Source organism: Paenibacillus haidiansis (assembly GCF_036553665.1).
Lineage (GTDB): Bacteria > Bacillota > Bacilli > Paenibacillales > Paenibacillaceae > Fontibacillus > Fontibacillus haidiansis.
Genome location: NZ_JAZHPZ010000005.1, coordinates 26,560 through 47,009, shown reverse-complemented (window position 1 = coordinate 47,009; position 20,450 = coordinate 26,560). Strand labels below are relative to the sequence as shown.

At 53.9% G+C, this 20,450-nt stretch carries 18 protein-coding genes and 1 pseudogene; 5 read left to right on the top strand and 14 right to left on the bottom strand.

The window, feature by feature from the left end; translation table 11 throughout:
- Positions 1 to 50 precede the first annotated feature (50 nt).
- Together V3851_RS11835 and radC are read left to right on the top strand one after the other, a co-directional pair.
- Entirely contained in the window at positions 51 to 254 is a 204-nt protein-coding gene (locus V3851_RS11835; protein ID WP_331846745.1) for a hypothetical protein, read from the top strand.
- Between the two features lie 91 nt (positions 255 to 345).
- Positions 346 to 963 carry a RadC family protein gene (gene radC / locus V3851_RS11830; RefSeq protein ID WP_331846744.1) on the top strand — a complete coding sequence of 206 codons (618 nt, stop codon included), beginning with the start codon at positions 346 to 348 and terminating at the stop codon, positions 961 to 963.
- Between the two features lie 252 nt (positions 964 to 1,215).
- Here radC and V3851_RS11825 read toward each other — a convergent pair whose 3' ends face one another.
- A complete protein-coding gene (locus tag V3851_RS11825; RefSeq protein WP_331846743.1) occupies positions 1,216 to 2,289 on the bottom strand; it encodes a hypothetical protein in 1,074 nt (357 codons plus the stop codon).
- An 88-nt stretch (positions 2,290 to 2,377) separates the two neighbouring features.
- Positions 2,378 to 2,539, bottom strand: coding sequence for a hypothetical protein (locus V3851_RS11820; protein ID WP_331846742.1), 162 nt, complete (start codon positions 2,537 to 2,539; stop codon positions 2,378 to 2,380).
- 102 nt (positions 2,540 to 2,641) lie between these two features.
- On the opposite strand from V3851_RS11820, the gene V3851_RS11815 reads away from it, so the two are divergent.
- Together V3851_RS11815 and V3851_RS11810 are read left to right on the top strand one after the other, a co-directional pair.
- The gene (locus tag V3851_RS11815) at positions 2,642 to 3,349 is read left to right on the top strand and encodes a helix-turn-helix domain-containing protein (protein ID WP_331846741.1); all 708 of its coding nucleotides are present in this window, start codon (positions 2,642 to 2,644) and stop codon (positions 3,347 to 3,349) included.
- A pseudogene (locus V3851_RS11810) lies at positions 3,312 to 4,373 on the top strand (recombinase family protein); the annotation flags it as partial. The gene V3851_RS11815 and the pseudogene V3851_RS11810, both read left to right, overlap by 38 nt.
- Positions 4,374 to 5,009: 636 nt before the next feature.
- Here V3851_RS11810 and rlmH read toward each other — a convergent pair.
- The 4 genes from rlmH to V3851_RS11790 form a co-directional block, all read right to left on the bottom strand.
- Complete coding sequence (rlmH, locus tag V3851_RS11805) at positions 5,010 to 5,489, bottom strand: 23S rRNA (pseudouridine(1915)-N(3))-methyltransferase RlmH (RefSeq protein ID WP_331847051.1); 480 nt, start codon at positions 5,487 to 5,489, stop codon at positions 5,010 to 5,012.
- A gap of 912 nt (positions 5,490 to 6,401) precedes the next feature.
- Positions 6,402 to 6,569 carry a CxxH/CxxC protein gene (locus V3851_RS11800; RefSeq protein WP_331846740.1) on the bottom strand — a complete coding sequence of 56 codons (168 nt, stop codon included), beginning with the start codon at positions 6,567 to 6,569 and terminating at the stop codon, positions 6,402 to 6,404.
- Positions 6,570 to 6,679: 110 nt separating this feature from the next.
- Entirely contained in the window at positions 6,680 to 8,377 is a 1,698-nt protein-coding gene (locus V3851_RS11795) for a glycerol-3-phosphate dehydrogenase/oxidase (RefSeq protein ID WP_331846739.1), read from the bottom strand.
- Positions 8,378 to 8,853: 476 nt separating this feature from the next.
- Positions 8,854 to 10,110 (bottom strand): S1C family serine protease, encoded by a 1,257-nt coding sequence (locus tag V3851_RS11790; RefSeq protein WP_331846738.1) that lies wholly within the window; start codon positions 10,108 to 10,110, stop codon positions 8,854 to 8,856.
- Between the two features lie 366 nt (positions 10,111 to 10,476).
- On the opposite strand from V3851_RS11790, the gene V3851_RS11785 reads away from it, so the two are divergent.
- Complete coding sequence (locus V3851_RS11785) at positions 10,477 to 10,662, top strand: hypothetical protein (RefSeq protein ID WP_414859305.1); 186 nt, start codon at positions 10,477 to 10,479, stop codon at positions 10,660 to 10,662.
- On the opposite strand, the gene V3851_RS11780 is transcribed toward V3851_RS11785, so the two are convergent.
- The 8 genes from V3851_RS11780 to V3851_RS11745 form a co-directional block, all read right to left on the bottom strand.
- Positions 10,631 to 11,437, bottom strand: coding sequence for an MBL fold metallo-hydrolase (locus V3851_RS11780; RefSeq protein ID WP_331846736.1), 807 nt, complete (start codon positions 11,435 to 11,437; stop codon positions 10,631 to 10,633). The genes V3851_RS11785 and V3851_RS11780 overlap by 32 nt on opposite strands.
- 8 nt (positions 11,438 to 11,445) lie before the next feature.
- Positions 11,446 to 12,195, bottom strand: a complete 750-nt coding sequence (gene yycI, locus V3851_RS11775) for a two-component system regulatory protein YycI (RefSeq protein ID WP_331846735.1) — start codon at positions 12,193 to 12,195, stop codon at positions 11,446 to 11,448.
- Positions 12,196 to 12,233: 38 nt separating this feature from the next.
- On the bottom strand, positions 12,234 to 13,526 hold the full coding sequence (locus V3851_RS11770) for a YycH family regulatory protein (RefSeq protein WP_331846734.1): 1,293 nt from the start codon (positions 13,524 to 13,526) through the stop codon (positions 12,234 to 12,236).
- On the bottom strand, positions 13,523 to 15,346 hold the full coding sequence (gene walK / locus V3851_RS11765) for a cell wall metabolism sensor histidine kinase WalK (protein ID WP_331846733.1): 1,824 nt from the start codon (positions 15,344 to 15,346) through the stop codon (positions 13,523 to 13,525). The genes V3851_RS11770 and walK overlap by 4 nt, the downstream gene beginning before the upstream one ends.
- A gap of 1 nt (position 15,347) precedes the next feature.
- Positions 15,348 to 16,067 (bottom strand): response regulator YycF, encoded by a 720-nt coding sequence (gene yycF, locus V3851_RS11760; protein WP_331846732.1) that lies wholly within the window; start codon positions 16,065 to 16,067, stop codon positions 15,348 to 15,350.
- A gap of 140 nt (positions 16,068 to 16,207) precedes the next feature.
- Positions 16,208 to 17,785 carry a peptidoglycan DD-metalloendopeptidase family protein gene (locus V3851_RS11755; RefSeq protein ID WP_331846731.1) on the bottom strand — a complete coding sequence of 526 codons (1,578 nt, stop codon included), beginning with the start codon at positions 17,783 to 17,785 and terminating at the stop codon, positions 16,208 to 16,210.
- 212 nt (positions 17,786 to 17,997) lie between these two features.
- Complete coding sequence (locus tag V3851_RS11750; RefSeq protein WP_331846730.1) at positions 17,998 to 18,723, bottom strand: hypothetical protein; 726 nt, start codon at positions 18,721 to 18,723, stop codon at positions 17,998 to 18,000.
- Positions 18,724 to 18,865: 142 nt separating this feature from the next.
- Complete coding sequence (locus V3851_RS11745) at positions 18,866 to 20,380, bottom strand: DUF4153 domain-containing protein (RefSeq protein ID WP_331846729.1); 1,515 nt, start codon at positions 20,378 to 20,380, stop codon at positions 18,866 to 18,868.
- Between the last annotated feature and the right edge of the window lie 70 nt (positions 20,381 to 20,450).

Below are 20,450 nucleotides of genomic sequence, written 5' to 3'. Positions count from 1 at the left end.
GTCAGATGACACGAACAGGCTATTTTTATTGCCTTGAAGGGAGGTGAACTATGAAGAACGTTGAATATCTGGAAGCACAGAGAGATCGCTTGAAAACCATGATGCAGAGGATGGATACTAATGCCGGGTTAGACTCAGAAGATGGGAGAAAGTATGCTCAGGCTCTTGTAAAGGTCGTTCTGATTCATATGCAGATTGAAGAAATAAAAAAAAGAAGCCGCCCGCAGCAAATGAGGCGACTCAACAAAAAATAATCTTATATTCATCTTACTGAACATCATCATATCACGCAATAGGAGGAGTCCAATCGGACTTCTCCTTTTTGCATTTCAGGAGGAAATAGCCGTGAACTATTCATATGAAATGTCATCCATCAAACCTCTTTTGATCAACGCTTTCGCTGAGAAAGAAGGCTCCTATATAGTACATGAGATCATTACCCGGTTTCCAACGATACGAGAGCTAATGAATGTTTCCGAGCAAGAGTTGCTTTCTATCAAAGGCGTCGGCAAGGTTAAGGCCCGACAGATCGTCGCAGCGTTGCAGTTGGCACAACGTTTAAGCAGGCCTGCTTGCAGCCAGCCGCGAATCATCCGCAAACCGCAGGATGCCGCCGATTTATTAATGCAGGAGATGCGTTATCTTCAGCAAGAGCATTTTGTTACGCTGTTCCTGAATACGAAAAACCACGTTATCGGACAACCCGAGACGCTCTCCATCGGCTCTTTAAACACGGCAATTGTTCACCCTGCTATTGTGTTTCGTGCTGCTGTAAAACGATCGTCTGCATCCATCGTGGTCTGCCATAATCATCCCAGCGGCGATCCGACTCCATCCGCAGAGGACATCCAACTAACGAAACGATTATCCGAGGCTGGCGACGTTATAGGTGTAGACTTACTTGATCATATCATCATCGGCGACGGCATCTTTGTCAGCTTGAAAGAACGTGGATTAATGTAGCTTGTGTTATTGTGAAGTATCAATAAAGGGATAGGGCCGCTCGCTAACGCTCGCGGCCCAACACCATGAATACAAATCGAACCACCCCTCCGCCCCTGAGGGGAACGCAAGGACTACTGCCCTTGCATCCCGTCACTCGCCGTGCGGCGTCCCTTGGCTAACGCCAAGGAATCTGCACAGTGTCGGACATGAAAGACGCCTATCAAACCTGTAATGAACTCGCTGACGCTCGGGCTTGACAGGCTCCCTACCCTAATATATAGGTATAACATGCTCTGAGAAATGGCTGCTTCTAGTCAGACTGTATACCTTGTTAAAACCAATTAATGAGGTGGTTATTTGATTGTACTCTGAACATATCGGATTCACTTTCAAATCAGTTGTATAACTTATATCCTGATTACTCCAACTCTTTTCGACAGCATCAAGGTTCATTTTCATTAACCTTAGGATCGGCGATGTAGATAGCCAAATATCTAAATCAGTTCTGAATGCTTCAAACAGGTTCATCTTGGGACTCTTGAAAGCCTCATGGTTCCTTAACTTTCTTTTTTCCTGTGCATTTAAAGACATATATGCTGCCTGAAAAGTGCCATATTTCTTTATTCTGCGGATGATTTTATCCCGGCCACTAAATCTCTCGGTATCAACTACCAGCATATTCTTTAATGCATCAGCTCGATCATCGAACAGAAATTGGAATATCGTTGGTCTTGCGTTCTTGTCTCTTATCTTTCTCGTTTTCTCAACCCGAGTCCATGTGATTTCAGAAATCCCCTGTTCTTCTGCCTTATCATAATTTTTTACCTGTTGGCCTTTGCTCTTGCCATATAAAAAGGTCTGATCTAGCATCATGTAGTTTGTCGGCGGCTTCTTTTGATATCCTACGAAAAGGCACTTCGATAGTTCTTTTGAGGTTATCGTATGGAGATAATCAACCTTGTCGTCGCTTTTTACTACGTATGCAAAATGATGGCTGCCTATTATGAAGTCAATTATTTTAAGCACTGCGGCAGGAGTGAGCCGGTGTTTCCATGGATTCAGCATGATTGAGGTCGTCGCCGCTTTAGGATTCACCTGCTTCCACTGCACACTGAAAAGCTCATATACCAACCTATATCTGTAGTGCGTTTCGTCGTCTTCAGTTTGATACATTGCAGGCTTTATGATATCGAGAAACTCCTGCGACGGTAGCTCCTCAGAACAAATTATCAACTTATCATAAGGGCATGAAAAGCTATCATCAGTATCATCAGTTATAATATCCTTTAAAGCTTGGACTGTGTTCAATAGCTCTGATATTTTTCGCTTATTATACAAATACATGAGAATTCACTCCAAATATCAAGAGGCCTCAAATCCAGACGTAGCAAGGGATTGAGGTCTCTTGCTTGTCAATCTTGTACACCCGTTGTTAGAGCCGATAAACCTGTTCTTTAATCTCAGCTTCCACAAGCAAAGCCAGCTTTCTTAGGAATTGCTCCGCAGCCCTGTACTGCTCCTCTTGCAATTCAACAATGCTTTTGTCTAACTCATCAGGAAGCTCAGTACCATAAATATAGTCCTTCATATCCATCCAATCACCACCATCTATATTTGTCTAAGTAAATATATTTGCTTTATATCATAGCAACACATATAATTGGTGTAAAGAAAAATTAGAAAGGGGATGCCGACCATGGCCTCCAGACCGATAACTACATTTGAATTTCTAAAGCTTAAGGAAAGCACTCTTGGTGAGCGTATCCGCTTTTTTCGTGAAGAAGTCGGCAAACTCAACGCAAAAGGTGATTATACAACGAAAGCGATCAGTGAGAGGTTGGGAGTGACACCGCAATCTATTACCGCCGTTGAACGTGGGGATTCAAAAAATCCCTCATATCAGCTTGTTTATGGACTAACCAAGGAATTAAACATTTCGCTGGATGTTCTGAATGATGACTTTTATAGGGGTGAAATAAAGACATTCACGATTGGCTGTTCAGAATCAAAACCTGCTTCTCAACAATCTTCATCTGCTGAACGCCAATCCGATTTGCCATCGGACCTTCATTTCGGATGCTATATTTATCAGCTCTTTCCGAACGGCAGAATGCGGTTTATTTACAATAAGGATACTGTCAACACAGTAGATCACAGGACCTTTATTGACTGCCTGGCCCGTTTTATTGCCGAAGTCGAAATGCACAGCCGTTCAGGGGATTTATTTGATGATGCTATTGCGGACCATCCTTCACCACTGCATCATGCTATTGAATTATTTAAGGCCTCTATTGAACATCCAAATGCATTCCCTCTGTTCCCTATAACGGACTGGAATCAATTTTATAACGATTTTCTGAGCAAATATGAGCAACAGGAGGACATGCAGGATGGGCAAGCTTAAAGCGGTCATATATGCACGTGTGAGTACAGAAGAGCAAGCCAGGGAAGGCTTCAGTATCGCCGCACAGATCGCAGAACTGGAGAAGTATGCAGGGCTGAACAATCTTGAGATTGTGGAGCGGTATATTGACGAGGGAGCCAGCGGTAAAAGCATCAAAGGAAGACCGCAGCTCATTAGACTGCTAAAGGATGCTGAGCAGCAAAAATTCCAGATCGTTATGCTGTATAAGCTGGACAGGCTTGCCCGCAAGTTGCGTGATCAATTGGAAATCAGTGATACGCTGGTCAATTTCAATATCAAACTTGTCAGCTTGAAGGAGAACTTCGATACATCAACACCTACTGGCATGATGACCTTTCAGATGTTTGGCATGATTGCAGAACTGGAACGAAGCAATATCATCGAGCGAGGGAAGCTCGGACAACAGCAGCGAGCCCGCGAAGGAAAATACAATGGCGGCGTTGTTCTCGGCTATAACAACATCAACAAAGAGCTTGTGGTAAATGAATCCGAGGCTATCATCGTCAAGAAGATATTTGATTACGCCGACCAAGGTTTGGGGCTAAAGGCAATCACACGACGACTCAATGAAGCCGGATACCGTTCCAAGCAGGGCAAGCCCTTCTCTACCAACGGCATCAAAACGATCCTGAACAATCCGATCTACATCGGCAAGATTCGCTACAATCAGGTTGAGAACTGGTCTGAAAAACGACGCAAAGGAAAAAATGCCGACTTCATTCTGACAGAAGGCATCCATGAGCCAATCATAGCGAAGGAGCTATGGGATAGAGTCCATTCGGCGATTCAGAAACGCTCCTACAAGCCTTCACGCTCGTATACGCCGTACATTCTTAGCGGAATATTGAAATGTCCCGCTTGCGGCCACGGCATGGTTCCTGCACGCTCCAAGGGAGGCAGTGGAGAGCAATATCGTTATTACGTCTGCGGACAGTTTCATAATAAAGGAGCGAGTGTATGCCGCTCCAACATGATCAAGGCTGAATACGCTGAGCAGCAAGTGATGGATGAGCTGCATCGTATCATCGTAAAGCCATACATTTTGAGAAGGCTTGTTGACCACATCAATCAGCAACGAGCAAATGCAGAGCTACCCCTGCTGGATGAAAAGAAGGTGGTTGAGCAGCAAATTGCCAAGATACAAAGAAAACTTAAAAGTTTGAAAGAAGGCATTATGAATGACCCTGACTTGGCTGATATCTTCAAGCCCGATCTGCTGGCGACTCAATCCGAGCTGCATTCACTTCAAAAACGCTTGGATGAAATTGTAGTCAGTGAAGCACAGTACGATAACAAGCCTGTCGATTATGACTCTCTGCATAACTTGCTCGCAAAGGTACAGGACGCATTAAATCACGCCGACAAAGATGAGCAGAAAGCCTTGCTTCGCCTCCTCATCCAGAGCATCCATATATCCAAGGACAAGCCGTCCAGAAAGGAAAGCCGACGCATAGAGCGAATTGTACTTCACTTTGACTTTACTGTTGAATCACTCCACAGCGACACGGCAGAGCTTGTAAGACGCACAGCCAAATACTGCGAATGCATTGCTCCTGTTCCTTCATCTGCCTTGGATTATATGAACAACTTAACAGAAGCCAGCTACGGGGACTTGATGAAGTCCCTTTTTATTTTACCCTTAAAGGCGATACGGTTCCCCCCGATTTATCTTCACCGCGCGATAAATCTGCTCCACCAGCACCAGGCGCATGAGCTGATGGGGCAGCGTCATGCGCCCGAACGACAGCCGCTGCTGCGCGCGGCTGATCACGCTGTCGGCGAGCCCGTGGCTGCCGCCGATCACAAACACGACATGGCTCGTCCCGTACGTGCCGAGCCTGTCCAAGTGGGCGGCGAGCTCCTCCGAGCTCCACAGTTCGCCGCCCACTTCCAGAGCGATGACATGCGCATCGCTCTTCACCAACCCCAGAAGGCGCTCGCCCTCTCGCGCCTTCACCTGAAGCACCTCCGCCTCACTCATCGTCTCCGGCGCCTTCTCGTCGGGTACCTCGAGAACTTGAAACTTCACGTACGGGCCGAGCCGCTTCGCATACTCCGCTATACCTTGCACCAAATACTTTTCCTTCAATTTGCCGACCGCAATAATTTGAATAAACATCCTTTACCCCCTATTAGGCGCTGCCAAGAATCAAAAATAATCTCTTCTGCCCGCCATCTACTTTCATTCCTATGTAATCACTCCCCACCGGGCCGTCATTACAAGTGACCCGTTGGCCCGGTTTCGTCGCGTGCTATGTACTCGTTCGGAGTCTGTCCCCGCCTAAGTTCTTATGTCATGTTAATCCACTTCCAAACTCCCGGCAACCTTACGGACAGCAACCTTCTATTAATAATCCTTCCCGTGCGGACGCAAACCAAACGAACCGCCGGTAGCTCTTACGGACATCCTTTCCGTTATCCGGCTCAATCCCCTACTTTGTGAACTCTAACGGACACCACCGACCTTATTGCCCCTTCAAATCGGCTGCCGTCCCAAATCACAGCAAAATAACATCCGCCATGTCCGTTACAACCGAAAATCCGGTATTACAGGCCAAATAACAGCGCTGGTGTCCATTAGAATCGCATCAGACCAGATTTCGAATGCGACCTGGCCGTAACCATCTTGCCCCCGGGTGTACCCTGGCCGCAACTTATCCGTCCCAAGACTTCTGCCGCTTATGTAAACATCTGCTCATCCGGTCAACGGCAGTAAGTAACCTCTCCATTAGAATCGCATCAAATCTGTTCGGCCCTGCCCTCACCAACCCCGCATCTATGCAAAAAGGCCGCTTTCCCCCGCTCAGGTTAGAAAACCGCCCCATCATTCATCCCTATTTTTACATAACAATTGGCCGAATTACCATCAAAGTAAAACCCCACGCGTACCCATCCCAACCGTTCATGACGCGCAGGCGGCTCCGATTAAAAAGAGCCGTCCCGAGAATCGACCGTTAGTTCAACGGGAAACATCATTCCGCTACTCGCCGCCGCTTCGATCGTAGAAGCAAGCCTACTCCAACCGATAAATCTACACAATCAAAAATCTCGCCTCTTGCTCGCATTCCTGGCATTTCACCGGCGGGTCCCAGTCGATGAACTTCGTGTGCTCCAAATCGACAACGTCCGGCGCATCCTCGAACTCATCCACAAACATGTCGATCGCCAGCTCCACATGATCCTTGCAAACTACATACATAAACTCAAAGCATCCTTTCTCTACCGCTCCCGCGGCGGGCTCTGTAATTACAGGTTGTCCTTTATCTGTTCTACCATACTCCGCGCCAAAAAGGAACCGCACAAATCACTTTAATCCAAACCGTCACGCGCCTCCTCCGGCACGACCGCCTCTTCCAGCGCCCGATCCAGCTCCCCCGCATACCGGGCCTCCTGCTCCGCCGTCCAGCCGAAATACTCTGCCATATAAGCGGTCACCGGAGCTTTCCACCGCCGTACCCATTCAATATCAAACAGCAAAGAACCCGTTCTTCGGATAAAAAAATCCCCCGGCGTCACCGTCATCTCCTCATCTAAAGCGTACTTCAGCGGAACCGCCACCTCCAGCGGCAGCGAGCCAAGTCCGGTCCCGGACCGTCCTTCCGCCTGTCGCAGCACCTCGCCCGCGATCGCGGTCAGCCGCTCCGCGTTCGAACCGTATTTCCCGGCCCACCGCATCGCCAGCGGCCGGGGGATGCCGATCGCCGCGGCCTCCGCGCTCTTGGCCGAGACATAGCCCGCCAGCCCCTCGCCGCCCCCGACATCTCCTCCGGACACGGGGAGCGTCCTGGTGGCGCAGGCGCGGAAGCGGAGGCCATGCTCCCGCCGCAACTGGGCGGCTACCCGGTCCACGACCGTCTCGGCCATCCGGCGGTAGCCGGTCAGCTTGCCGCCCGCCATCGTGATCAGGCCGGAGGAGGACTGCCAGATCTCGTCCTTGCGGGAAATCTCCGACGGCGATTTCCCCTCCTCATGGATCAGCGGCCGCACCCCGGCCCAGCCCGACTCCACATCCGCCGCCGTGATCCCAAGCGACGGGAACATCCCGTTCGCTGCGGCGATCAAATACTGCCGGTCGGCGGCGCTTATCCGCGGATGGGCGATGTCCCCCCGGTACACGGTATCCGTCGTGCCGACATAGGTTTTGCCCTCCCGCGGAATCGCGAACACCATCCGCCCGTCCGGCGTATCACAATACACCGCCTGCCGCAGCGGAAAACGCCCCTGGTCGAACACCAGGTGCACCCCTTTGGTGAGCAGCAGCGTTTTCCCCTGCTTGGACCGGTCCAACTCCCGCAGCGCGTCCACCCAAGGGCCTGCGGCATTGACCACCTTCCGCGCCCGCAGCGCGTAGGTCTTGCCGCCAACACTATCCCACACTGCGGCTCCGACAACCTTGCCGTTCTCATAGCGGAACTCGGTCAGCTTCGCATAATTCGCCGCCATCGCCCCCTGCTCCACGGCGGCCTTCAGCACCTCGATCGTCAACCGCGCGTCGTCCGTGCGGTACTCGACGTAGACCCCGCCGCCGAGCAGCCCATCCGCCTTCAGCAGCGGCTCCTTGGCCAGCGTCTCCTCCGCGCTCAGCATCGCGCGGCGCTCCGCCGCCTTCACGCCCGCGAGCAAGTCGTACACGCGCAGGCCCAGCGAAGTGCCAAGGCGGCCGAACGTGCCGCCTTCATAGATCGGCAGCAGCATCCGCTCCGGCCTCGTCACATGCGGCCCGTTCTCGTAGACGATGGCCCGTTCCCGGCCGACCTCGGCCACGACGCCGATCTCCAGCCGCTTCAAATAACGCAGGCCGCCATGCACCAGCTTCGTCGACCGGCTCGACGTCCCGGCGGCGAAATCCTGCATCTCGACCAGTCCCGCGCGCATCCCCCGCGCCGCCGCATCAAGCACAATCCCGGCGCCCGTAATCCCTCCGCCGACCACCAGCACATCGAGCGGCGCCGCCGCCATCCGCTGCAGCATCCCCGCCCTGTCCTTCCCCGAAAACGGTATCTTCATTGCAATTGCTCCCTCCCGATCATGAAGTCCTCACTTGCAACCGAATCCCATGAAGCCAAAGAAATCCAATACCTATCGGACGGTTCAAAACGGCCGAATACCGCTCTGTACCAATATATGTCCTCCAACAATGAACAATTCACAATAATGTCCACCCAAAAGGTGGACAAAGAGACATTCCGCCCCTCCGCCAAAAATTATCAATATCTGGACCTACCCATAATCCTACTCACTACATACGGACATCGAATGGCAAAACACTCATCAACTCTGCCCCTCACAGTGTCCATATCTCAAAAGACATTCCGCCTAAAACTCCGCCCTCCAAGGACAAAAAAAGACCCCGCTTACACCAAGACGACGCTCAAGACGCTCGCAAGACCTTCTCCAGACGCGGATTCCGCGGGAGGCTCATCATCTCATGTAAGGGGATCGTTATTTGCAACAACAATGATATCAATATCAACACGTTCCGTTTATTTCTCGTCCAGTCCTTCCTCGATTTCCGCCTCGGACGGCTTATCGGTGAGTTTGACGATCACGCTCTTCAACTCGCCGTCGCGGTAGAAGGTAACCTCCATGTCTGCGCCGACCTTCTTGTTCTCATACAAATATCTGCGCAGCTCCAGCGTTGTGCCGATCGGCTGCTTGTCGAGCTGAATGATCACATCGTTCAGCTTCAACCCGGCCTCCAGGGCCGGCCCATGCGCCTCCAACACAATGATGCCTTCGGTCACATGATTCGGCAGCTTCAGATCCTTCCGCTGCTCCTCCGTCACAGCCGCGTACGGATTGTTCAAATCGAGCGAATATACGCCGAGATACGGGCGGACGACTTTGCCGTACAGCATGAGATCGTCGACCGTCTTCATCACATCGTTGACCGGAATGGCAAACCCGAGCCCTTCGACCCCGGTATCGGCAATCTTCATCGTATTGATGCCGATCAATTGACCGTTGAGGTCGACCAGCGCTCCGCCGCTGTTGCCCTCGTTAATGGCCGCATCCGTCTGAATGACCTCCTGCTCCCAGTCGTACACCCCGTCCTGGCTCAGCGAAATCGGAATGAGCCGGCTCGGGTAACTGACAATGCCGGAAGTCAGCGTTCCGCCCAGCCCGAGCGGATTGCCTACCGCGATGACCGTCTCGCCGAGACGAAGCTTCTTCGAATCGCCGATGTCGATCAACTTCTCGATCCCTTTGCCGTCCATCTCGAGCACCGCGATGTCATTGATCGAATCCTGGCCGACCACGCTCGCTTTCCGGGAATCTCCGTCGCTGGTCACGACCTCCAGATTATCCGCCCCGGATATCACATGGTCATTCGTGATGATGTAGGCCTTCCCTTTCTCCTTCTTGAATATGACGCCGGAGCCCAGCGCCGCTTGTTCCGGGTCATCGCCGGACATCTCGCTGTGGTTCAGAATACTGACCACGGCCGGGGCCGCCTTGGCCGCCGCCGTACTGATCCGGTCATACCGATCTTTAGCCCCGGCCGCGGCGGAAGCGCCATTACCGGCGGAACGGTTGGAGGCGGAAGGAAGCCCGGTAACCAGGCTGAACAGCAGTATGGCGACCACCGCGCTCAGGATGGAAGATATCAGGGAAATCTGCAGTGTGGACAGCCCGTTCTTCCGCTTGCTGCCCTGCCATCGCTGATTGCCGTCCGAACTTCTGCGAAGCTGTCGTCTCGACACCCTGGTCGAATAAAAATCGTCATCAAACAATCCCATCCGTTTCTCCCCCTCCGTGGCACTGCCCGGGTCCTGATGCCCATCTATGTATATCCTTAATTACCCCAAAACTCATGTCACATTTCACTTTATGCCGGGGCGGCTAAGCCATATTCCCGTTTCACTCGCCTTTACTATCTTAACGCAGTAAATCGTCGGGATGTTGCCGGCCGGCAAAGTTTTTTGCCGGTATTTTTCGTTCGTCCGGAATGTTTGCCCACCTGACGGACTATACTAATACCAAAGCGCTAGATTGATAGATTTATTTTACCATAACCGGAGGGCATTGGTGCATTTTCCACCAAGGGAATTTTCGGGAAATCCGTAAGGGGGTAAACCGCAGTGAACTCGCGTTTTTCATCGCCGATGAATGAGATCCATCTCCTCGCCAAGCTGGCCGATATGAAAGAAGAGCATTACCGTCAACTGGTAACGCTCAGCGCTATCATGGAGCTATTGGTTGAAAAAGGACTGCTCACCCGCAGTGAGATCGAGCGCAAAGCGGCGGAGCTGGATAAGTTTACAGATCCGCCACCGTATCCCACGGCGTAGGCCGGTCGTAATAGGTATCCCGCAACTTGAATTCGCTGTCCTTGTAGAAGCAGCCGCGGTCTTCCATCGCGCCCCGCACGGCCATCCGGGCCAAATCCGGCATATTGTGCTCCCGGCTTAAATGCGCGAGATAGGTACGCTTGATCCGGCCGTTCAATAGCTCGCTGAGCAGTTCTCCTGTCGCTTCGTTGGACAAATGGCCCATATCGCCGAGAATCCGCCGTTTGATGTTCCAAGGGTAACGGCCCATGCGCAGCATCTCGATGTCGTGATTGGCCTCCAGCACCAGCACGTCGGAATCGGCAATCGCCGCCTTCACTTTGTCGCTGGCATAGCCGAGATCGGTGCAGACGCTCAGCTTCTCCTTGCCGTCATAGAAGCAGTAGCCCACCGGCTCGGCGGCATCGTGCGAAATCGCGAACGACTCCACCCGCAGCGAACCGAAGTCCCGCGCCTCGCCCGTACCGAGTACGCGGCGGTTCTCGTCCGGGATTTGGCCGATCGCTTTTTCCATGGCCGACCAGGTCTTCTCATTGGCATACACGGGAAGATTGTATTTTCTCGCCACCGGGCCAAGACCCTTGATGTGATCGGAATGCTCATGCGTGACCAGAATCCCGTTCAGCTCCTGGCCTTTCACTTCCCGCTCCAGCAGCAGCTCGTCGATCCGGCGGGCGCTGAAGCCCGCGTCAATCATTAGCGTCACTTCCCCGTTGTCCACCAAGGTGGCATTCCCCGTCGACCCGCTCGACAGCACCGTAAATCTTAATCCCATGTTCCCCATTACTCCTTTGCTTTCTCTGTGTTCGGACTGATGACGTCTCCGCTGATGCCTTGCACATAATACTCTTTGCCGCTCTCCAGAATAAATCTCCAGGACGGGGCCGCCGGCAGATGCTCGTCCGAGTTGAACACTTCGCCGTAATAACCGAGTTCGATTTCCGTTACGACCGACCCTTCCGGCAGGAAGTTCTCGATCAGGTTGCCCAGCGCTTTGGACGCGGACAGCACCTGCTGGTTCTTCTCGCCCTCCAGGCTGCTGATCTCAATCGCCTGCTCGCGGTAGGAAATAATTTTCTGGTTGCTGTAAAAGAGCGACAGATCGATCTTGAACAGCGGCCATTTTCCGTCGACCAGAGGATGGAGCACGAATTCCCCTTCCCGGCTGGCCGGCTCGTCGTACCGGTAATTTCCGAGATCCGGCAGGCTTGTCTTCAGCGCGCTTGCCAGCTCCTTCGGTGAATAGATCAGCTTGCTGTCCACCGGCGCCTTCAGCTCGACGACCTCCTTGCTTTGCCCTCCGTTTATAAAGCGGTAGGAGATCTTCGGCAGCTCCGGCGCGTCGCTCGGAATCTTGGCCAGCACCTTGATCTGTTTCTCGTCCATCGCCTTCTGTATATTGCTCTCCAGCGAGGTAAAGTCGGGATTGGAGTTCACCTGCTCCCGCAAATCGTTCCAAAGCTGATAACCCAGCACCAGGTTCAGCAGCAAAAAAGCGTAGATCAGCACATTTTTCGCCCGGCCCCAATCCATGACTTTACCTCCCTTGCCATAGTCTCAAAATATCAGTTTCAACGCAGCACACGGGTCGCTCCATTTTTAAATTCGACCGCCCATACCGGCGTCAGCAGCAGCCCTTCTTCCGCAAGCGACGGCAGATAAGCCGGATACAGATTCACGATTTCGGATTCTTTATCCAATGCCGCGATCCGGTCACGCAGTTCGTCCCCTCCCGGCAGATCGACCATATTCTTGGTCCAGAATCCTTCGGTGGCGTAGATGAGCGAACGCTGATACGCCGTAATCGTCCCCAACCGCATTTCCAGCGTAATTTCCCCGTAATGGAACGAGGAAATTTCCAGGATCGGGAACGCGCCGAACTGTCCCTCACCGTAGTATTGCTGGAACACGACCGTATGCTGCTCCTCGTCCAAGCCTTCGGTCTGCTTCAGCCGGTACGCTCCGTTCCAGCCCCCGTGCTGGTTGACGAATTCGACCGCCGACAAGGCGTTGCGGCCGGGATTGTTCTCGCCCGCCGCCGGAGCGGCCGGATCGGTGTAGTTGATCCAGTTCCGGTTCTGCTTCACCTGCAGGCTCCGCTTGCTGTCGGTATAAATCTCGGATCCGTCTTTTTCGCGGATATAGCGGGTGATACTCGGGTCAAAAAACAGGCTGCTTTGCATCTGATCCGCGGTAAACGTCCCGACGTTCAGTCCCGTCTCCACCATGCCGATCGGCTTCTCGGGAATGTAATAACCGTTCGTCAGCGTGTACGGTACCCATTCCTTGCCGAAATCGACCTGCTGTTGCACGTCCTGCACCGTGAGGTCCGCCTTGGTCGCCTCATATACGACATCGCCCTGCGAACTGAAGAAGAATACCCGTACCTGGTCCTCATTCTCGGCGTTATATATCAGCACTTTGCTGATGCTTTCCCCTTCAAACAACGGGTCGGAAGCGATCAGCATAACCTTCTGCAGCAAAGCTACCGGCATGCCGGAGCCGAATTGCAGTTCAATCCCCGGATAGCGGCTGCGTATTTCGTTCCAGTCGATATTTTCCACCGGATAACGCTGGAAGCCGTCGAACTGCCGCCCTTTCAGCCGGGAATAAATCAAGTTATAGAAGGCCGACTCCGGATAAAATACCGTGTGGCGGTCTTCGCCCAAATGGACGGCGATCTGCGACGGATACAGCATGTCCTCCGCCTTGGCCTCCTGGCCCATATTTTCCGTCTTGATATAATCGTTCTCGGTCTTGACGACCGGATCGCTTCCCGGCAGCCGATAGATGAGAAAATAACTCTGCACCAGACTGCACACGACCAGCAGTGCAAGTATCAGCGATTTTACCCTTTCTTTCACCGGTCGTCGCCTCCTTGTTCCACCTGCGGCAGCGTAAAGGTCACCTTGGTGCCTTTCCCCAGCTCCGACTGAAGCAAAATCGTTCCGCCGTGCGCTTTAACAATTTCCCGGGCAATGGATAAACCGAGGCCTGTCCCGCCCATATTCCGCGAGCGCGCCTTATCCACCCGGTAGAAGCGCTCGAAAATCCGGTCCAGGTCCTTCTTCGGAATCCCGATCCCGTTATCCTGGACCGAAATCGCCAGCACTCCGTCCTCGCCGCGCCGGGCCTCGATCGCGATGATGCCGCCTTCCGGCGTATATTTCATCGCGTTGGAGAGCAGATTGTCCAGCACCTGATCGATCTGGTCGCGATCCACCCAGGCTGAGCCGACGGTATTCGCGACAAAGAGCGTCGGCTTGATGCCTTTCTCCTGCATTTGAAAGGAAAACCGGTCCGCCACCTCTTCCAGCATCTCCATCACGGACACCGGCTGCTTGCGCAACTCGGCTTCCTTCGAGTCCAGCCGGGACAGATGCAGGAGATCGGTGACGAGGCGGATCATCCGCTCGGTCTGAGTCTGGATGACGGAGGCGAATTTCGGCCCCAGCTCCGGGTCCTCCATCGCGCCGTCCTCCAGCGCTTCCGTATAGCTCTTGATCGTCGTCAGCGGCGTCCGCAGCTCATGCGACACATTCGCCACGAATTCCCGCCGGGACGCTTCCAGCTGCTCCTGCTCCGTGACATCCTGGAGCACCGCGATCGTCCCGACGATCCCGGCTTCCCGCCGGTGAATCGGCGTAAACGTCACGCGGATGATGAACGTGTCTCCCTCCGGCGTCCCGTTGTACAGGATCGTCGAATGCATCGTCCCCTGCCGCAAAATTTCGCGCTCCTCCTTGGTTAGGTTGAGCAGCGTAATGATATCGGTATCGCCGGGCAGCTCCTCTCCGATCCGCAGCATTTCGCCGGCCCGGCGGTTCATCAGGATGACCGTGCCGGTCTCGTCGGTCGCGATCACGCCGTCGCTCATGTTGGTGAGGATCGAAGCCAGCTTCTCCTTCTCCTCTTCGTTCTGGGCCAGCGCGTCGCGCAGCCGGCTGGTCATATAGTTAAAGGCTTTGCTGAGCTGCCCGATCTCGTCGTTGCCGAGCACCGGCATCTTCTGCTGAAATTCCCCTTCGGCCACCGCCGTGGCCCGCCGGGTCAGCTCCTTGATCGGCGAGGTAATGGTATGCGCCAGGATGACGCCGAGTACCGCCGTCAGGCCGAGCGCCAGCAATATCCCCGAGATAAAAATATTATTAATCCGTTCCATCGTATCGTAAAGCTCACTCATCGAGGCCGCGATGTAGATGGCGCCGACGATCTTCCCGTCGTTCACGACCGGCTTGGCCACGACTTTCTTGCGGACATTGTCGTCATCGATGATATATTCCTCGTTGTCGCGGATCCCCTGTAAGGCCCGGTTGACTACCGTCTGCGTATTCTTCGTCCCGACGTAATCGGCATGCGACGGCTTGGATGTCGTCAACACCCTGCCGCTTGCGTCCAGCACCTGAATTTCCGCCCCGTTGATGTTGAACAGATTGTTCACCAGCACGCGCAAGTTCTCCAGCGACTCCTCCGCCGAATCCCCGGACACCCCCAGGTTTTGGGCCGCCAGCACGGAGAGCAGCTCCGCGCGCTCCTGCAATTCCTTCGTGAAATTGCTCGTCAGCGACGTCTTCATCGCGCTCACGAAATAGACCCCGATCAGCTGCATCGCGATCAAAATCAGCAGCACATAGATGATGATCAGCTTCGCCTGGATCGTGCGGAAAAAGGAGGGCAGCTTCATGCTAGAACCCACCCGCCTTGGAGCTTCGCATCATATACCCGAGGCCCCGCCGGGTCAAAATATATTCCGGCTTGCTGGGGTCTTTCTCGATCTTCTCCCGCAGCCGGCGGATGGTCACGTCGACCGTGCGCACGTCTCCGAAATATTCGAACCCCCACACCGCCTGGAGCAGATGCTCCCGGGTCATCACTTTCCCGGCGTTCCTCACCAGGTAATGCACCAGTTCGAATTCCCGGTGGGTCAGGTCCAGCGGCTCGCCGTTCTTGAACACGGTATATGTGTCCGTATCGATGAACAGCTCGAACAGGCTGATGCCCTGACGCTCCTCCCCGGCGCTTCCTTCCATGGCCGCCTGCTTCTGCTGCCGCCGCATTTGCGCCTTCACCCGGGCCAGCAGTTCGCGCGTGCTGAACGGCTTGGTGACATAATCATCGGCGCCGAGCTCGAGGCCCAGCACCTTGTCGATCTCCCCGTCCTTGGCCGTCAGCATAATGATCGGGGTTTGCAGCTTGGCCCGCACCTCCCTGCACACATCCATGCCGTCCTTGCCGGGCAGCATCAGATCGAGCAGAATCAGGTCCGGCTGCTCCGCATAGGCGAGCTCCACCGCTTCGATCCCGTCAAAGGCGAGTATGACCTCGTAGCCCTCTTTTTCCAGATTGAATTTCAAAATATCCGCGATGGGCCGCTCATCGTCCACAACCAGTATTTTCCCTTGCATGCATCGTTCACCCCAAACTTACAGCCATTAGCCATTGGCGTCATTCTTCCTCTATCTTACCATACCTGGACCTGCCCTCATAACCCGGAAAACGGGCGGACATATAAAAACCCGACCGCGGGGGCCGGGTTCCTTCTTGCTTATAAATATTTCATCGGATTTTGAATGCTGCCGTTCTTATGAATTTCAAAATGCAAATGAGTTCCGGTAGATCGGCCCGTGCTGCCCATGACGCCGATCTTGTCGCCCTTCTCGACGACCTGGCCTTTCTTGACGCTGATTTTGCTCAGGTGACCGTACAGCGTTTCATAACCGTTCTTGTGGTTGATGATGATGCAGTTTCCGTACCCGGACTTGGTTCCCACGAAGCTGATCACGCCGTCGTCCGCCGCAAGAATGTTGCGGTTGGACGAAACCAGGTCGACGCCCTTGTGGGTTTTGCCCCAGCGTGTGCCGTAGCTGCTCGTCATCGTGGCCCCCGACACCGGCCAGGCAAAATCCCCGGTCCCCTCGCCCAGCACGACCTTCGTGCCCTTGACGACAATCTTTGGCTGCGATTTCTTAATGACCTCCTGGCCCAGCCATTCCTCAGCCACCACCTGGCCGTTCTCTTTGGTAAGCCGGTATTTCATCGTCTTCAAACCGCTTGCGCCGACCGAGATGACTTTGGACTGCCCGGAACGCATCTCCGAGCTTGTACGCACGATGACCTGCGGCTCTGTTACGATCTGCTCGGATACTTGCTCGACCGTTTTCACCGTAAGCGCCGGCTGCACGGCGTTGACCTTCAGCTCCGTGCCGATCTGCAGCGTCAATTCTTTAACCTCGGGATTGTTATTGAACAATTCCTTCTGGGTAATCCCGTAGTGGGACGCGATGGAAGAGATCGTATCGCCTTCCCGGACGGTATACGTGATCGCCGCCTCGTCCCCTTCCAGAATCCGGGCTACCGCTTCATTCGCATCAAGCACTTTGTTCGGATCGGCCTTGATCTCTTCGGTGGATACATTCTCCTCGATGTCAACCGATTCCAAAGTTACGCCGGAAGCATCGCCGGATGCCGTGGTTGCGGCCGCTTGCTTCTGGACGCCCCCGGTTTTCTGCACCTTTGCCGCCAAGGTCGCGGATGCGGTCACCGCCTTCGCTTGCGGGGCATATCTCTGTTTCAACTTCTCCAGCACCGCATCCGCGGTCGCCTGATCCTTGACGATGCCGATCGTCTTGCCGTCCGCCTTCAGCTCGACGCCTTTCGCGTAGCCGGTAAGCATGCCGTACAGCTTGTCGAGTGTTTCGTCACTGTTAATCTCGGCCTTGTACGCCTTGTCCATCACAGTGGTAATGCCTTCGGTATGTACCGCCATATCCACCTGCGGGTACTTTTCGTTATATTCCTGCTCTTTCTGTTTATAAAGAGCTTGCAATTGTTCTTCGTCGGTAATCGAACCGATCTCTTCGCCCGCGACGTAAACCCGGTAAAAGGATACGGTATGGGCTTCCACGTACTGCTGTCCCCCAAAGTAAATCCCGCCTGCAACCACAAGGGCCGCTACCGCGCCGATGGCGATCCTGCGGGGCCTGAAACGGGAGGTGCTGCCGCTTGCCTCCGCTGTATGTTGTACGGACAGCTCTTGATCGTTTTCCGGACGGCCGTGATCCATCTGACCCTGGCTATCGCCCTTGCGCCACAGCTGCCACTGAATCCTCCTGAAACCTCTCATGCTGATCTCCTTTTCCAATTCGACTCGATACGACAATAAATGGTATCAAAATTTTAACCTTTAGTCGCTATTGATTACTTTATCATAGTCGAGCGAAGGATTTCAACCGATGGTAAAATCGCCGGAAACCCCCAATTTACGCGGGCTTCCGGCGATTTGGACCCATTTTCCAGGGCCAGGTATATATTTACAATCCTGTGAATATCCCTTTTTTAACTTTTTAATATTTTTAGAATGTCGGCATATTCCGTCTTACTCAAATATTTGGATAGAATCTGTTCGATTTCGATCATCTCGGCCTCGGTCAAGCCGTCCTCCATCGCCTCCGTCATCTTTTGCATCTCCTCCGACGGGAGCTTGGACATCAGCATGGCGAAAACCTTCTCTTTCTCCTGATCGGAGAGCCCGTCTTTCTTCGCGACCATCTCATCGGGGGTCACGATCACTTCCCGGTCTTGACCCAGCGCCTCTTGTCCACCGCTTGACGCCCCGCCGGACGAAATGCCTCCGCCCATCACCGCCAGCGCGTCTTCCGGCGGCGTCTCTTCCTCGGAGCCGGAGCCGCCGGTTCCGTCTGCGGCAGCCGCCCCGTCTAACCCGTTATCCGTCGTTTCCCCGCTGCCATTGTCGGCATCCGCCACGCCCGGCTCTGTGGTTTCGGCTGTACCTTGTTCGGCTACGGTCTTTGCCGGATCATCCCCGCTCTTGCTTGCCGCATTGCCGTTCCGATCCGTTTCATTACCTCCGCCGAAACCAAGCATTCCCTTTACCATCCCGCCGAGCGTCGGCGCTTGCCCCGTTATCGGCAAATTAAAGCTGCCTAGCAGGGACTGTATATACGTATTCACCACGTATCCCGCGGTCAAAATCGTCAGCATGCTTACGGTAACCACCGTCACAGCCAGCTTCGCCAGCCCTCCGAGCCATCTCCATTTCATTCCACTTCCTCCTTCTGCCTTAATCTCCTATTTTCCAGTATGGACGGCAGAAGAGAGATGTAACCTTATGAAAGGAAAGAAACAATAGAATTGCAGAATCCGAGAGTAGCTATTAACCGTTATATCTAAACGGCCGCGCTGCTCACTTTTGCTTCAGCGCTTGCAGCGCCCTGTGTTTGGCCGCGTTGAATCCCGGCCAGCCCCGGTCATCAACCCTCAGGTGCTGCCACCGTTCGCGAAGCTCCCGGTTCAAGTCGGGGGCATGCTCACGGCTGAACGACAGCAGCATCGGCAACGCATCCGCGGACAGCCCGGTCAAATAGCTGGAATCGATCCTGCCTTCATCCGCGTAATGCTCGATGTTTTTCGCCGCAATGAAGCGGTCCATATTGGCATAATTGACGGCAACATAGGCCACGAGTCCAATGACAATGAAGCATTTGCCAAGCGGAACGGCCTCGTAACGGATGCGCAGTCCGGCGCAAAGAAGGAGAACGCCCAAGAAGATCATAAAGGCGTGAACCAAAAACCGGATGTAGGTATATCCATAGGCTTGTTCATACAAAACCAGGCGCGTATATGCCGACACCAGCATAATACAGGAGCAGACGACCAGGATGTACAGCATCGCCCGGTTTAACCGGCGCAGCAGTGTCCCCGCCTCCCCGCCGAACACCAGCGTGCCGATAAGAATGGCGAAATTGATCGCCGTAACCGCCACCAGCTCCAGAAAGCCGCTGCGGGCATATTCCGCATAGGTGCTTCCCTCCGGGAGCACCCCGCGCCAGGCGCCGAACAGGTAGGTGAATTGCAGCGACACGAACGCTAAATAGACGATATTGACCGAGATCAGCACCGTCGCCGTAATCACCGGGTCGAATCTTATATCGATTTTTTCATCCACCCCACCTCCGGGTGGAACGCCGTTCCCCCCGTTTGCTCCGGTCTGCGGCTCATAACGCCACGGATTGACGAATCCCCACAAATACCCGAACAGCAGGATTCCCAGCAAAATGATCCAGATCAACCGAAACAGGCCGTCTTCCCAGGTAATATGCCGGCTTAGCCAATCGGGAATCGCCGTGAGGATGCGGTCGAAGCGGCCGTCCGCCGAAGACAGCAGGCTGATCACGATCATAAGCAGCGGCATAGAAAACGCGAGCCCGATCAGCACCTTGCCGAGCATTTTGCGGCGGCCCTCCTCCAGCTTCCGGAAAGTCAAGGATCCCGCCAGGGCAAACACCGTCCCAAAATGGCGCAGACATTGCGGAATCAGATGGTCCAAGGCGCCGATGATCAGCCGCGGATCGCTCCAGCTTCGCCGCTCCGAATCGAGCAGGTACGTCGTATGCAGCAGGATCAGACACGGCAGGGCAAGCAAATTCAGCGCAAAAAACAGCGGATTGGCAAACAGCACGAAGGTCATCGAGAGCAGCAGCACCGCCGCGAAGGCCAACCAGTCGAACCAGGTTATCGGCCGCCGGAGCCGGCCTTTTGCGAATACATATATGTATAGGTAAAAAAGTATGACAAAGATCGGCACCGAGACGCCAAATCCATTGCCGTAAAATAAATACTGATGGGCGGCGGCCAGCGCGAAGCCGGCCAGCAGCGCAATTCCCTCGCGCCGGGATACGGGCTCCATTTTTTCTTCCATCGCTTCATCCCTCCGTTTACATTTCCTACAGCTCATTTTAGGTGATAAAATAAGAAAATAAAGAGAAGAA